The sequence below is a fragment of the Cohnella abietis genome, from assembly GCF_004295585.1.
Taxonomy (GTDB): Bacteria; Bacillota; Bacilli; order Paenibacillales; family Paenibacillaceae; genus Cohnella; species Cohnella abietis.
Window position 1 is genome coordinate 1,017,060 of record NZ_AP019400.1, and the last position, 13,181, is coordinate 1,030,240.

Consider the following 13,181-nt stretch of genomic DNA (forward strand, 5'->3'; position numbering starts at 1 on the left):
TTTTTGAGCGTATCTATCCGATTTAGGTGTGTAGTATAATCAATGTATGAAAAATACACGGATTATGATTTCCTATCGGAAAGGAACGAACCAATTTTGAAGACGTTGGTCATAGCGGAAAAACCTGATATGGGCCGAAACATTGCTTCCGTCATTGAGCCGAAGGCACAGAATAGGCGCTCTTATCTTGAGGGCGATAATTACATTATCACCTGGGCGATCGGCCATCTTATTGGGCTTGCAGAGCCAGACCTCTATGATGACAAGTATAAAAAATGGAGATTTGGCGACCTGCCAATCATTCCAGATGATTTCAAGCTGCTTCCTAATCCACGGACGAAGGATCAGCTTCATGTGATTGAAGAGCTTGCGGCACGAAGTAACGCGCTTGTTAATGCGTGTGATGCGGGGCGGGAAGGTCAGCATATTTTCTCACTAATTGTTAGGCACCTGCATTTGAAACAACCAGTTAAACGATTATGGATATCCGATCTTACGGCTGAAACAATTCGTAAAGGCTTCGACCAATTAAAGGACAATACGGAGTATGAGAATCTAACACAGGCGGCTCGGGTTCGCAGCGAAGCGGATTGGCTTATTGGAATGAATGGCTCGCGCGCCTTTACGACGAAGCATAATGAGCTATTGTCTGTTGGTAGAGTGCAAACGCCGGTGCTCGCGCTGATTTATGATCGTCAGAAGCAGATTGAAGCGTTTGATTCCTTAAAATTTTATGACATCACTGGTTTGTTTGCGCAGCAAGCGACTAACTATAGAGGTATTTGGCAAGGGGAACGGTTAACCGATCCTGAGAAAGCGGAAGCAATAGCTGCCAAGGTGAAGGGTAAAACGGGTGTGGTGGCGAGTTATGACGTGAAGGATACGAAGGAGTATCCTTTTAAGCTATATGATTTGACTCTGCTGCAGAGAGAAGCGAATGGGAAGTTCAGCTTCTCAGCCAAAAAAACGTTGGATACCGCGCAGGCGCTCTACGAAAAGCATAAAGTGATCTCTTATCCACGGACGAATTCAAATTATGTGAACGAGCAAAACATACCTGAGATGCACAAAATTTTAGATTCCATGCGAAGCTCACCAGATTATGGGGATTTCGTGAAGGACGCTAACAAGAAGCTAGTTCACACGAACAACAAGAATGTCTGCAATCCCGCCAAGGTCGAGGATCACCACGCGATTATGCCGACGATGAAAAAACCGCAAGGGCTTAGTCCGGATGAGCGTAAGCTTTACGATCTGATCGTGAAAAGGTTTCTGTCACACTTTTATCCAGCGGCAGAATATAAAGTGCACACAGTTATGACCGAGGTGGAAAAAGAGAGCTTCAGAACAACAGTTAAGCAACTGCTGTCCCTGGGGTGGAAAGTAATTTACGCGGATTCGACGCCTACTAAGACGACTAAGGATAACGGTAAAGATAAAGACGACGGCGGGGGCTCTGCCGAGGACGAGGAGCAGGAGACAGATGCTCCGTTCGAGATAGACGCTAGTTTGCCTGTTGTTTGTAATGATGTTGAAGTGAAAGCTAAGGAAACTCAACCTCCTAAGCATTTTACCGAAGGTACGCTACTTAAAGCGATGGAGAGCGCAGGCAAGCAGATCGAGGATGAAGAGCTTCGTGATGCAATGAAGGATTCGGGATTAGGCACTCCGGCTACGCGCGCAGCGACGATCGAGCGGTTGAAGCAGGTTGGTTATATGGACATGCAAGGTAAGAAAATAGTCATCACGCCTAAAGGACGGATGGCTATCGAGCTCATCCGTGGAGCGGGAGTCGAGCTGCTAACTTCCCCGGAAATGACTGGACAGTGGGAGCGGCGGTTGACGGAAATTTCTCGTGGACAAGCATCTGCTGATATATTCATGGGAAATGTGAAGAAGTTTACGACGCTAATCATTGATAAGGTTAATCTTCAGCGTCCTGCTGCTAAGAATGCCTTTGCCAAGCCTGAACCTCCTGTGAAAGAGGCGAAGGGGAAGAGGAAGCCACCTGGTGATGGGAAGGATACAGGAGTTGGAGGAGCTACTGCGCCAAAGAAAACAAGAGCAACATCGGCGAAGGGAGCTTCTACTAAAGCCTCATCTGGGACTGCATCTTCCTCCTCTACAACTACCGCTGATGCTTTGCCGTCTGCCACTCAACCAAGTATTGTTGGTGTTTGCCCGAGGCCAGGATGTGGAGGCCAAATCTTCATGGGACGTAAGGGTTATGGCTGCAGCAATTATAAAACCGGCTGTGGCTTTGTTATCTGGAAGGAAAGTCTGGATCGCACCTTAACCGATACTATGGTAAAAGCGCTGATCGAGAAGGGGAAGACGAGCAAGCTGAAGTTCGGCGGCAAGGCTGATGAAGAAGCCTATGAAGCGCGAATCATCCTCAAAAACGAGGCGACCGGCGAGCTCGTATTGGAACGATCTTGAGCATGTTGGAACTACGATAGAAATTAGTTTAGAGATTACTTAGAAGCTAAGACGAAATTACTTTAGAAATTACTCGAGAAACTAAAATAGAAATTACTCTAGAAATTACTCTAGAAATTACTCTAGAAATTACTCTAGAAATTACTCTAGAAACTAAGTTGGAAACCACGCTGGAAAACCACTTGTCTTCACGGACTAGTGGTTTTTTGCTACCCAAACTAACTATTATCCGCAAATGTGCCCACCCGCGTTGTTGAGTAACCTTATTTAATACATCGTATATTCTTATTCCACCGAGACTCCCAAGCTCACCTCCTACATTTACTCTGTTCTTCACTTCTCCCGCCACTCCCACGGTCACACCTATCCCATTTCACCTCACGTCTACCCCCATATCCATAAGAACAATGCACTGAGGGCTACTAAGGGAGCAGAAAATCCTCATCCCGGAGGGAATAACGCACTGAGGGCTACTAAGGGAGCTGAAAACTCTCATCCCGGAGGGAATAACGCACTGAGGGCTACTAAAGGAGGCGAAAATCCTCATTCGCGGAGGATTAACGCACTGAGGGCTACTAAGGGAGGCGAAAATCCTCATCCGCGAGGGAATAACGCACTGAGGGCTACTAAGGGATCCAAAAATTCTCATCCCCGAGGAAATAACGCACTGAGGGCTACTAAGCCCGCCGAATATTCGTTCCCGTCCGTCTCAATTTGCCCTCATTAGTCCTCATCCGTCCTCATCCGTCCCCGTCCGTCCCAATTTGCCCTCATTAGTCCTCATCCGTTCTCCAATCCGTCTCAATCCCCTCATCCGTTCTCCAATCCGTCTCAATCCCCTCATCCGTCCTCCGAATCCCCATCCCCACAGAAAAAAGCATTTAAACCAACTACCCATCTCTGGATGAACCTACGTCCGTTAGATTCATGTCCCAATAATGCCTATGCTATAATGTTGGATAAGTATAGGAGGCGGGAAACGATGATTATTATGAATGAAAAAATAAAAGCATCCGAGGTGCATCTCACTGGAATTAGAGGGGAGGATCTTGGAGTTGTATCTAGGGACGAAGCATTGGCGTTGGCCCGCAAGCACAAGGTTGATCTTGTATGTACCTCGCTGTTCAGTAGCCCTCCACCTTGTAAGCTGGTCAGTAGAGGTGCGGCAAAGCAAGAGGTAGCTAAAGAGAAGCAGGATACTCGCAAAAAGGAACAACCGCTTAAGCTTAAGGAGATCAGACTTACTGCAAATATTGAAGAGCATGATTATGATACGAAGCAACGGCAAGCGGAAAAGCTATTAAGCTCAGGTAACGCTGTACAGCTGGTCGTTAAGATTCAGGGCAAGGAAGGACCGAAAGCGAAAGAGGTGCTGGAGCGGCTGTTAAAGGATTTGTCGGCTAGTGGGAAGAAGGAAACGGGCATCCAAATTAGTGGAAAACAAGCAGCCGTTCGAGTCAATCCAATTTGAAGAAGTACTTTTTGCATGCACACCGCAGGCTAAAATAATAATAAACTCCGAGGGTGAAAACACGTGGCAAAAATACCGGATACGATCATTAATGAAATAAGAGCAAATGCTGATAACGGTAATGGCAATCTTACGCAGGGGACTTTGGATTACATCTACGAGGCTAAGCTATTTAAGCTTTTTGTACCAATGGAATTAAACGGTTTGATGCTGTCTCTGCCTGAAGCCTTGAAAGTGTTTGAAAAGGCGGCGTGGATTGATGGAAGCTTTGGATGGTTAGTGACTATTGGTTCGGGCGGCGGTTTTTTCTCTGCAACACTAGCTCCGGAGCAGGCTCGACAGTTTTTCAGTCATAGCAAGGCCGTTGTCGCTGGAAGTGGTCATCCGAATGGAGTCGCGAAACGAGTTGATGGCGGGTACAATGTGAGCGGCGAATGGAAATATTGTAGCGGGTCTACATACGCAAGCGTATTTACAGCGAATTGCCGCATACAAAATGAGGATGGAGAAGAAGAGCAAGTCCGGTCTTTTGCTTTTCTGCCAGAGCAGGTAAGTATCATCAAGGATTGGAATGCCTTTGGCCTAAAGGCGACCGAAAGTCATACGATTGCTGTTGAGCAGGCTTTTGTCCCGACAGAGCGTACATTTGATACTTCCAGTGCTCCTAATTATGAGTATCCTATTTTTCGATATCCGTTCTTGCCTTTTGCTCAAACCTCATTCGCTGCTGTATGTCTGGGCATATGTAGGCACTTTCTTGAGGAATCCCGATCCTTTGCTGAAGCTCGCGAAGTAAGCTGGTCACAGTCTTATCCTCTTCGTTTGCAAGGACTCCTTCATAAGCTTGAGGAACAAGAGGCTAGATTAGAGGCTGTTTCTGAGCAATTTTACAATTCGGTTGTGCATTCTTGGGAAGATTTTATTACCGACTTTACCCTCCCGGAAGCTAAGCAGGATGAGGTTAGCCAAATTTGCAAGGAGGTTGCCAGAGCTTCGTTAGAATGTGCACATACGATTTTCCCACTTCTCGGTATGACGGCTCTTATGGAGGATAACTTACTAAATAGGATATGGCGTGATTTGCATACCGTTACCCAACATAGTGTGCTTGTATCGGTATAGGAGCGGGATAGGTTCACTTAGCAATGAAATGTGTTTCTACAGCTGTTATAACAGAAGTGAGTAAGCATATACTTATATTCTTGAAAAGCCCATGCACCAGCAGTAGTAATAAGCCATATAATGTAATAAAACATCGGATAAAGGCATAATGTGAAAACGGTTTCGACAAACGGTACATATGCCACTTATTAAGGGAGAAGATGAGTTACTGGAGACGCTCCTAAATGTGAGTTGGATTTAGGGTGTATGTGTGACCGAGCCTAGATAGAGGTAGGTTTTAGACCATTTATTGAGCATAATAGTCCTTGAAATGGTAATCATAATTAAGCTGCATATACGTTTCATGAGTTGCTTGAGAGCACACTGAAAAAAGCGTTTGCAAAAATGAGGTTGTTAGGAGATTTGGTTTGCTTTTTATTAGGGCTTCTGGTATAGTAAGAACTATCGAAATCGTGACCTGGATTCACAAAATGGAAAGGGTTATTGTTTTGAATGTGACCCTTTTTATTTTGTGGATTTTTTATTCGTATGAATAAAAAAGTTCATGAGGCATTAGAAGTTGGAGGTGAATTACATGCAAACAGGTACAGTTAAATGGTTTAATGCGGACAAAGGCTTCGGTTTCATCGAAGTTGAAGGCGGAAACGATGTATTCGTGCATTTCAGCGCGATCACTGGTGAAGGCTTCAAAACTTTGGACGAAGGACAACGCGTTCAATTCAACGTGGTACAAGGCAACCGTGGACCACAAGCGGAGAACGTTGTTAAACTGTAAATCCAAGACAAAGATGCCCTTAACGGTAAGTTAAGGGCGTTTTTTTTGGTTATGCTATAGGAAAAGGGGGTTCGTCCATGTACTCACGGAAGAAATCGTTAGAGGAGATCCCTGAAGAAATGACGGCGATCTGGTCCTGCACGAGTGAGGGCTGTAAGGGGTGGATGAGGGATAACTTCGCGTTCGAAACAATCCCGACATGTGGGATTTGTAACACACCGATGGAAAGCGGAACAAGAATGCTTCCAGCGCTTGTTAACACGAATCGCGATCAGAAATCCCTCCGCAAGGGCGTCTCAATCGGATAACCATGATTATGCAAGAGGGCACCGCGAGAGGTGCTCTTTTTCTTTTAGGCTTAGAAACTCGGCGCATCTGCGTCGAGTTTTTTTGTGCGTTATTCCAAATGTATAAGTTTCACGCTACTCATTTTTGAATAACCTCCGACATAAACATTCTTTCGCTATCCAAAAGACAGCGTAAGCTGTTTATGCTTGGAACAGGAGTATAAGATTCCTATTTTGAATTGTGATCTTTCCTGAATATGTATTATAATGGATGAATCTTTCAGTTGAGGTGAAATGGGATGTATCTCCACTTTGTTCGAGGTAGCTAGCTCCCGGGCTGGGTAAAACGCGTACCAGTTGCAAAGGGTGTAGTCTGTCTCTAACTGAAAGGTGGATATTAAACATGAACAAATTTGATTACAAAAAATTTTATGATACAGTCGGGCGATTAAATGGCTGGGATTTTAGTCGAGTAAAAGCTACTGCCGAAGGGGTAAAGTGGCAATTTTATGATGAGGTCACACAGAGATGTAAACCGTCTGATCTATTGCTGGATATTGGGACGGGTGGAGGAGAGAGTTTATTATCAATAGCCGATGCTGCTTTGTTATTAGTCGGAGTTGATCTCTCTTCTAGTATGATACAAACCGCTTCTCGTCATCTAGAGCATTCCAATAAACATAATGTGCGATTTTATCAAATGGATGCAGAACAGCTTGAATTCCCTAACGGTTATTTTAATGTGGTATCCTGCAGGCACTCTCCTTTCTCTGCCAAGGAAATAGCAAAGGTCTTGGTAAATGGCGGGGTGTTCCTTACTCAGCAAGTAAGCGAAAACGATAAGCTTAACATTAAACAAGCATTCGGAAGAGGACAGAGCAAAGATCCGGATGGGACCTTGAAAAATAGATACATCGAAGAACTGAAAGAGGCAGGCTTCTCTGATGTCCAGTCCTTTGAGTATGATGCTACAGAATATTTCGAAGCCGACGAGGATTTATTATTTTTACTGAAGCATACGCCCATTGTGCCGAGCTTTGGGGAATACGATCATGATTATGAAATTCTTCATCAATTTATAGATAACAATCAAACTGATAAAGGAATCCGGACAAATTCAAAAAGATTCATGATTATTGCCCACAAGAGCATTTAGCCTAGCGGCAGAAATGAAAAGTTTATTTAAACAAAAAAAACCAGTCCAAAGCTCCATCGAGCCATTGGACTGGTTTTTTATGACACCTTATTAATTATGCTATTGCGCAGCTTTAATCTTTAGCGTTAATTCGGCGCGATCTTGATCCTTGAGAATCGGACAGGTAAAACATTTTTCACCGTTCTCTCGTTTATAGTACATACAGCAGGAAGAGCGGAGCATAAGTTTCTCGCCGTCTTTATAGGGACTGTCGATATAACACGGCGTATGGTCATAGGGATTTTTGCGGCGATTAAATGTTTCACCCGGCATGCTAGCTAGCAGTAAGTAATCGTTCTCGAGCGTCTGCCTCATTGGCCCTTCGGGAACAAGCGGTTTAAGGTAATCCATTATGGAAATTATCCGAGCGCCATATTGATTCCAGATGATAGCTGATTTCAGACCTGCGGCAGAGGAAGCTGCTTCAATTAGCGGATTCATAGTATTGGCGAAGTATGTAGACCATTCAGCTCTAATGGCCGCTTCTCGGTTTACGGTGGGCAGCTCTGTCCACTTTAATTCCGTAATTTTAAAAATAATATGGGCATGATCATCGTGCGATTCTAATTGTATTGTGAGATTGTCCAGAGAGAGATCGAGTATTCGATTGTACTGGGACATTACAATTTGTTTGCTTGCTGCCAAGCCGAAAAAGGCCAGTCCAATAGAAGCAACAGCAAGCTCAAGCCCTTTTGCTTGTAGCAGCTCTGAACCGTTCTGAAGTATCTTTTTCATCGTTTCTGCGTTTAGAATGTCGTTTAAAGGTAAAGAAATAAGTGGATGCTCAGCACCCTTCGTGGAGATATGGAAGTACTGTTCTATTAACTTTAAATCCATTATTATCCCATCCCACTTACGATTATGATAATCATTATCGATCCGATAATCTCATTATAATAGCGATTTAAACCCTTGTTTGTCAATGTTGTGAAAGTGCTTAAAGGTTATGTAAAATGTTACATGAGATAGGGGACGAACGTAAATTGAAGGAGTATAATGAGAAGGTTGATAAGAAAGGGTGGGGCAATTGTTTGGATTCATGAAGAAGATATCACCATTAAATGCAGTAGTATGGACGCAATTCTTAAGCGCTTTCGCGGACAACTTAAATTTTTTCCTGATTGTTGGGCTGGTCAGTAGACAAGGCTTGTCTGATCCTGATGGAATGGTTACATATATTCAGATGGCTTTTCTGTTCGCTTATGTCATCCTTGCCCCGATAGTAGGGGCCTTTACTGATAAGAAAGCAAAATCGCATGTCCTCCTTCTAGGAAACATATTGAAAGCAACAGGTATTTTTCTTTTGCTATGTGGATTACCACCCGCAATCTGTTACTTCTTCGTTGGAGTTGGAGCTGTTGTCTATTCACCTGGGAAGTACGGAATATTATCGGAGTTAACGACCAATGAAGGTGAGCTCTTGCGGGCGAACGCGCAAGTCGAGGGTTCAACCATATTGGCTATCTTGCTTGGGACTGTAGCTGGAGGGTTTCTTGCGGTCAATTCCGACCTGCCTGCGATTCTGGTCTGTTTGTTCATTTACTTGCTCTCGCTAGCTATGACGTTTCTCGTCCCCTTCAAGGCAGGAAATCCGAACATTCGCTATCAGCAAGCTGCGGGGCAGTTTTTTCATGACTTAGTAAAGCTGTTTCGCAATAGCAGGAGCAGGTTTTCGTTGCTCGGTACGGGGGCATTCTGGCTTACAGCGTCGGTGCTGCGTATCGCATTGATTGCATGGCTACCATTAAATCTAGGGATTACAGATACGGATCAGCAATCAATGATTATCGGCGTGACTGCGCTAGGGGTTGTAGGAAGTGCTTTTCTCACTCCAAAGCTCGTGCCGGAAGGAAGGCTGTATAGAGGGTTTTATTATGGAATTGGCATGGTCTGTGCGGTGATGGCTGCTAACTTCACGAATGAGATCTGGTTAACCGTTACGTTGCTGTTTATTACCGGAGTTATGGGCGGTATATTCCTTATTCCCCTTAACACAATGCTTCAAGAGGAAGGGAAAACCGCCGTTGGCTCAGGACGGACGATTGCCGTGCAGAACTTCGTTGAAAACAGCTTAACTGTTATCGGCTTGTTCCTTTACTTAATGATGAGGAAAATGGATGTTAGTGTGAATTCCTCAGTTGTTGGTATTGGAGTGGTTTTAACCTTTTTCTTTATTTATTTGGCCTTTATGATTCGTGCAATCCGTGCCAGCTACTCCCGTAAGGAAACGACATGAACGAGCTGAGTGCTTGCTGTAACTTTAATGACAGCGTGGGCTGAATCATATTCAGCCTTTCCAAGGCCTACTTCAGCTGTCGTTTCTGTAGCGAGAACATAGAAAAGATCGTCAGCGAGGGTACGGAGGCAAATTTTTCTTTCCTCCTCATCTAGACTTTCCCAGTCGTCCGATTCCATCTCGAACGCATCGTAAAATTGAGGAACCGTTGATAGGGCGCGGGACAAGTCATCAAGAATATGATCATATTCTCTTGTATAGGTTATAGCCATTAGGTTTTCCCCTTTCAAGTTTTGTTTCATTATACGCGAGAGCGATTTCTTTAGCCAACCTTTAGAGGATCTTCCTCCATGTAGTACTTTAACACTGAGTTAACATTCGTTATAATAGATAAGGTCTTCGGAGGTGAGCAGGTTGAAATCTTTACGTTTAGGAGTTTGGTTATCCAAGCCATTTGTCTTCTTCACATTGTTGATGGTCATTAAGATTTATTTGGCCAGAATCGTTGTGTTCGACAGCGCTTCAGCATGGCTTCAGATTGCAACGGGAATTCCTTCCGTTTGGGTGCTATTCTGTCTTATTGAATGGTTAGCCCCGCGTAAAAAGCTGGGAGTGTATCTAGCTGTTAATTTATTAATAACGACCATATACTTCGCTGTTATTATGTACTACAAATATTTTGGCGTTATTGTTACCTATCATGCTTTACAGCAGGTAGGCCAAGTGACGGAAGTCAAAGGAAGCGTCTTTTCCCTGCTACATCCTTACTTCTTGTTTATTTATACCGATATTGTTGCAGTGTTACTATTATTCTTTAACCGTCGGTTTCGAAAATGGGGCAAAACGCTTTCTGTTCGCGAGCCAGGCATATTGATATCCGCCATTTTTGTTATTTCTCTGGGCGTGAGTGTGATGAGTGTCTGGACCCACCGGGACAGCATCAACGAGCTGAAGCAGGCGGAGAATATGGGTATCTTGAATTATCAGGCCTATGCCGTTATTGCTAGCGCGACAGCAGAGATTGAGGATCCTAGCAATGTTACTCCCGAAGCGATTGCGAAGCTTAAAGGCATTCAGCTTGGACAGGATCCAGAAGCTTCTAATTACTGGGGTAAGCTAAAGGGTAGGAATGTAATTGTTTTACAGCTGGAGGCTACGCAAAATTTCTTGCTAAACCACACGATTGATGGTGAAGAAATAACGCCTGTCTTGAATCAGCTTAGCAAGAAGCATTTTTACTTTCCACATTTTTATCAGCAGGTTGGGCAGGGGAACACATCGGATGCGGAGTTTGTTGTAAATACATCCTTTTATATTCCACCGTATGGTGCTGCAGCTCAAGACTATGGCCATTTGGCGTTGCCAAGCATGCCTAAGGTGCTTAAGGAGCAGGGTTATCAGACGGCAACCTTCCATACGAATAACGTCCAATTCTGGAATCGTAAGGAGCTCTATAAGGCAATTGGGTTCGATGAGTATTATGATGCTAAGTTTTTTGGAAATGATGATATGGTTTTCTTCGGTCCATCTGATGAAGTGCTTTACGATAAGACTGCAGATGAGCTACTTAAGATGAGTCAATCAGGAAAGCCTTTTTACTCGCAGGTTATCTCAATGTCGTCGCATCACCCGTTCAATATTCCTGAGCGGAAAATTCGCTTTAAGCTACCGGAAAGATTCGATGGAACGTTAGTTGGCGATTATATTCAAGCACAGAATTATACGGATTATGCTATCGGTCAGTTTATCGAAAAGCTTAAGGAAAACGGGTTATGGGAAAAATCGGTGCTTATCATTTACGGAGATCACCTTGGATTGCCGATCTACTCGTTAACCGAGCATGAGAAAAACCTGATGAAGGAAATTTACGGTCGTTCCTATCAGTTTTCCGAGATGTTGAATATTCCTTTGATGATTGTTGCACCTGGCGCTACGGAGCCAAAGGTATTTCCACAAACGGGCGGACAAGTGGATATAATGCCTACACTGGCTAACTTGCTTGGAGTTTCGTTGCAAGACCATATTCACTTCGGACAGGATATTATTAATGTAACAGACAATCTGCTGCCACAGCGTTATTATTTGCCATCGGGTTCCTTCGTCAATGATAAAGGAATTTTTGTCCCAGGTCTGAAATATGACGATGGATTAACTTATCCGTTCGATGGGGTAGAGCCATCTAAGAATGATTCGACCGAAGACGAATTTAGTCGAGCACTGGAGCTATTAAGGCTTTCAGATAGTTATGTGAGCAACTTGCCTAAGCATGATTAATTTGTTTATCGCTATAGATATATAGGGAGGTAGATTAGTGATACACAAACTAAAAACCTTGGAATGGAAGAAATACACTCCGTTGCTGTTTATGCTTGTATTTCCGGTTCTGGGCTGGATGTATGCTTGGACTAACAATACGAATAGCCAAGAAGTATACAGATTGGTTACAGTAGTAGATGATGCGATACCTTTTATTAAATATTTCGCGTTGCCTTATTCGATATGGATCTTTTATATTTACGTCTGTTTGATTTATTTCTTCAAGAAGGACGTTAATGTGTATTATCGGGCTCTTATCACCTATATCGTTTGTGCATTAATCTGTTACTTGATTTATTCCTTCTTCCAAACGACGGTTGATCGTCCGGTCGTTACCGGGGATGACCCGTTTTCCGAGCTTATGAGGTTTATCTATAATAGGGATCAGCCTTTCAATTGCTTTCCGAGTATTCACTGTTTCTCAAGCTATATGGTCATGAGAATGGTATGGACCAGTTCCTTCAAGAACAAGTGGAATGTTACACTGATTACCGGAATGTCGAGCCTTATTATTATGTCCACAATGTTTGTTAAGCAACACGTTATAGTAGATGCTCTTGCTGGGTTTTTCTTGGTGGAAGTCGTCATAGCAGTAATGATTTTGATTGAGCGTAAGCTGAAGGTTACCAGAGAACGCCAAAAAAGCACCTTCGGTGCATGATGATAAAAAAAGGCTGATCGGCTCTGCAGAATGTAAAATCTGCTAGAGAAGATCAGCCCTTTTTTGTAGGCTAAAGCTATGTCCATGGAAATCTGCAAAGCTGGAGGACTCTTTGTTTCATTTCGTCAACTGTATAATTCTTCTCTTGTTTAATGTGGAAATATCCTATGGGCGATAGACAGCAAATAAGCGAATGAGCGGCTAAATCGGGATCTATTGAAGGTGGAGAATCCTTGCTATTTAGAATCTCAATAATGATCTCTGATATTTTATTTCTAAAAAACTGATATATTGTAGAATGAAAGAAATTCCCTCTATCATCCTCGCAGCTCATCTTGGATTCCATGGCAATGATTAGGCCAGACTTTTCTTCCACGGCGTCAATCCAATGAACTAATATGCCCGCAATTTTTTCCTCAGGAGGAGCTTGTTTATGGGCAAGCAGGTAATTATTAATTTTGTCCATGAGCTGTTGAATGTAATCGTGGAGAATATCATGACAAAGATCGCCCTTGTGGGCATATTTGCGATACAGCGTTGCTTGTCCGATGCCTGCTTTTTTTGCGATTTGATGCATGCTTACCGGTTGAACGCCATACTGGTTAAATAGGCTTTGCGCAGTTTGCAGAATTAATCGACGATGTTCGACGGCGTCTCTACGCTCCCTACGAATGGTCAC

The 13,181-nt window shown here is 43.6% G+C and carries 12 protein-coding genes; 9 read left to right on the plus strand and 3 right to left on the minus strand.

All coding sequences use genetic code 11. The features are described from left to right. The first annotated feature begins 96 nt into the window (after positions 1–96). The 6 genes from KCTCHS21_RS04110 (at position 97) to KCTCHS21_RS04135 (ending at position 7,250) form a co-directional block, all read left to right on the plus strand. On the plus strand, positions 97–2,439 hold the full coding sequence (locus tag KCTCHS21_RS04110; RefSeq protein WP_130616337.1) for a type IA DNA topoisomerase: 2,343 nt from the start codon (positions 97–99) through the stop codon (positions 2,437–2,439). Positions 2,440–3,421: 982 nt separating this feature from the next. Further along, positions 3,422–3,910 carry a translation initiation factor IF-3 gene (infC, locus tag KCTCHS21_RS04115; protein ID WP_130605258.1) on the plus strand — a complete coding sequence of 163 codons (489 nt, stop codon included), beginning with the start codon at positions 3,422–3,424 and terminating at the stop codon, positions 3,908–3,910. Positions 3,911–3,973: 63 nt separating this feature from the next. Further along, positions 3,974–5,032, plus strand: coding sequence for an acyl-CoA dehydrogenase family protein (locus KCTCHS21_RS04120; protein ID WP_232058066.1), 1,059 nt, complete (start codon positions 3,974–3,976; stop codon positions 5,030–5,032). A gap of 574 nt (positions 5,033–5,606) precedes the next feature. Continuing rightward, positions 5,607–5,807: a cold-shock protein gene (locus KCTCHS21_RS04125; RefSeq protein ID WP_041059099.1), complete on the plus strand. Its 201-nt coding sequence runs from the start codon at positions 5,607–5,609 to the stop codon at positions 5,805–5,807. 77 nt (positions 5,808–5,884) lie between these two features. Next, complete coding sequence (locus tag KCTCHS21_RS04130) at positions 5,885–6,115, plus strand: cold-shock protein (RefSeq protein ID WP_130605259.1); 231 nt, start codon at positions 5,885–5,887, stop codon at positions 6,113–6,115. 382 nt (positions 6,116–6,497) lie between these two features. Further along, entirely contained in the window at positions 6,498–7,250 is a 753-nt protein-coding gene (locus KCTCHS21_RS04135) for a class I SAM-dependent methyltransferase (RefSeq protein WP_130605260.1), read from the plus strand. A 99-nt stretch (positions 7,251–7,349) separates the two neighbouring features. On the opposite strand, the gene KCTCHS21_RS04140 is transcribed toward KCTCHS21_RS04135, so the two are convergent. Then, positions 7,350–8,126, minus strand: a complete 777-nt coding sequence (locus KCTCHS21_RS04140; RefSeq protein WP_130616339.1) for a (2Fe-2S)-binding protein — start codon at positions 8,124–8,126, stop codon at positions 7,350–7,352. A gap of 202 nt (positions 8,127–8,328) precedes the next feature. Here KCTCHS21_RS04140 and lplT point away from each other — a divergent pair, with 202 nt between their 5' ends. Continuing rightward, positions 8,329–9,525 (plus strand): lysophospholipid transporter LplT, encoded by a 1,197-nt coding sequence (gene lplT / locus KCTCHS21_RS04145; protein WP_130605261.1) that lies wholly within the window; start codon positions 8,329–8,331, stop codon positions 9,523–9,525. Here lplT and KCTCHS21_RS04150 read toward each other — a convergent pair. Beyond that, a complete protein-coding gene (locus KCTCHS21_RS04150) occupies positions 9,501–9,797 on the minus strand; it encodes a hypothetical protein (RefSeq protein ID WP_130605262.1) in 297 nt (98 codons plus the stop codon). The two genes, lplT and KCTCHS21_RS04150, sit on opposite strands and share 25 nt — an antisense overlap. A gap of 133 nt (positions 9,798–9,930) precedes the next feature. Between KCTCHS21_RS04150 and KCTCHS21_RS04155 the strand changes: the two genes are divergently transcribed. Together KCTCHS21_RS04155 and KCTCHS21_RS04160 are read left to right on the plus strand one after the other, a co-directional pair. After that, entirely contained in the window at positions 9,931–11,799 is a 1,869-nt protein-coding gene (locus KCTCHS21_RS04155) for an LTA synthase family protein (RefSeq protein ID WP_408621757.1), read from the plus strand. A gap of 37 nt (positions 11,800–11,836) precedes the next feature. Next, the gene (locus tag KCTCHS21_RS04160; protein WP_130605263.1) at positions 11,837–12,502 is read left to right on the plus strand and encodes a phosphatase PAP2 family protein; all 666 of its coding nucleotides are present in this window, start codon (positions 11,837–11,839) and stop codon (positions 12,500–12,502) included. A gap of 76 nt (positions 12,503–12,578) precedes the next feature. Here the strand turns inward: KCTCHS21_RS04160 and KCTCHS21_RS04165 are convergent, their stop codons facing one another. Then, positions 12,579–13,181, minus strand: coding sequence for a TetR/AcrR family transcriptional regulator (locus KCTCHS21_RS04165; protein WP_157993942.1), 603 nt, complete (start codon positions 13,179–13,181; stop codon positions 12,579–12,581).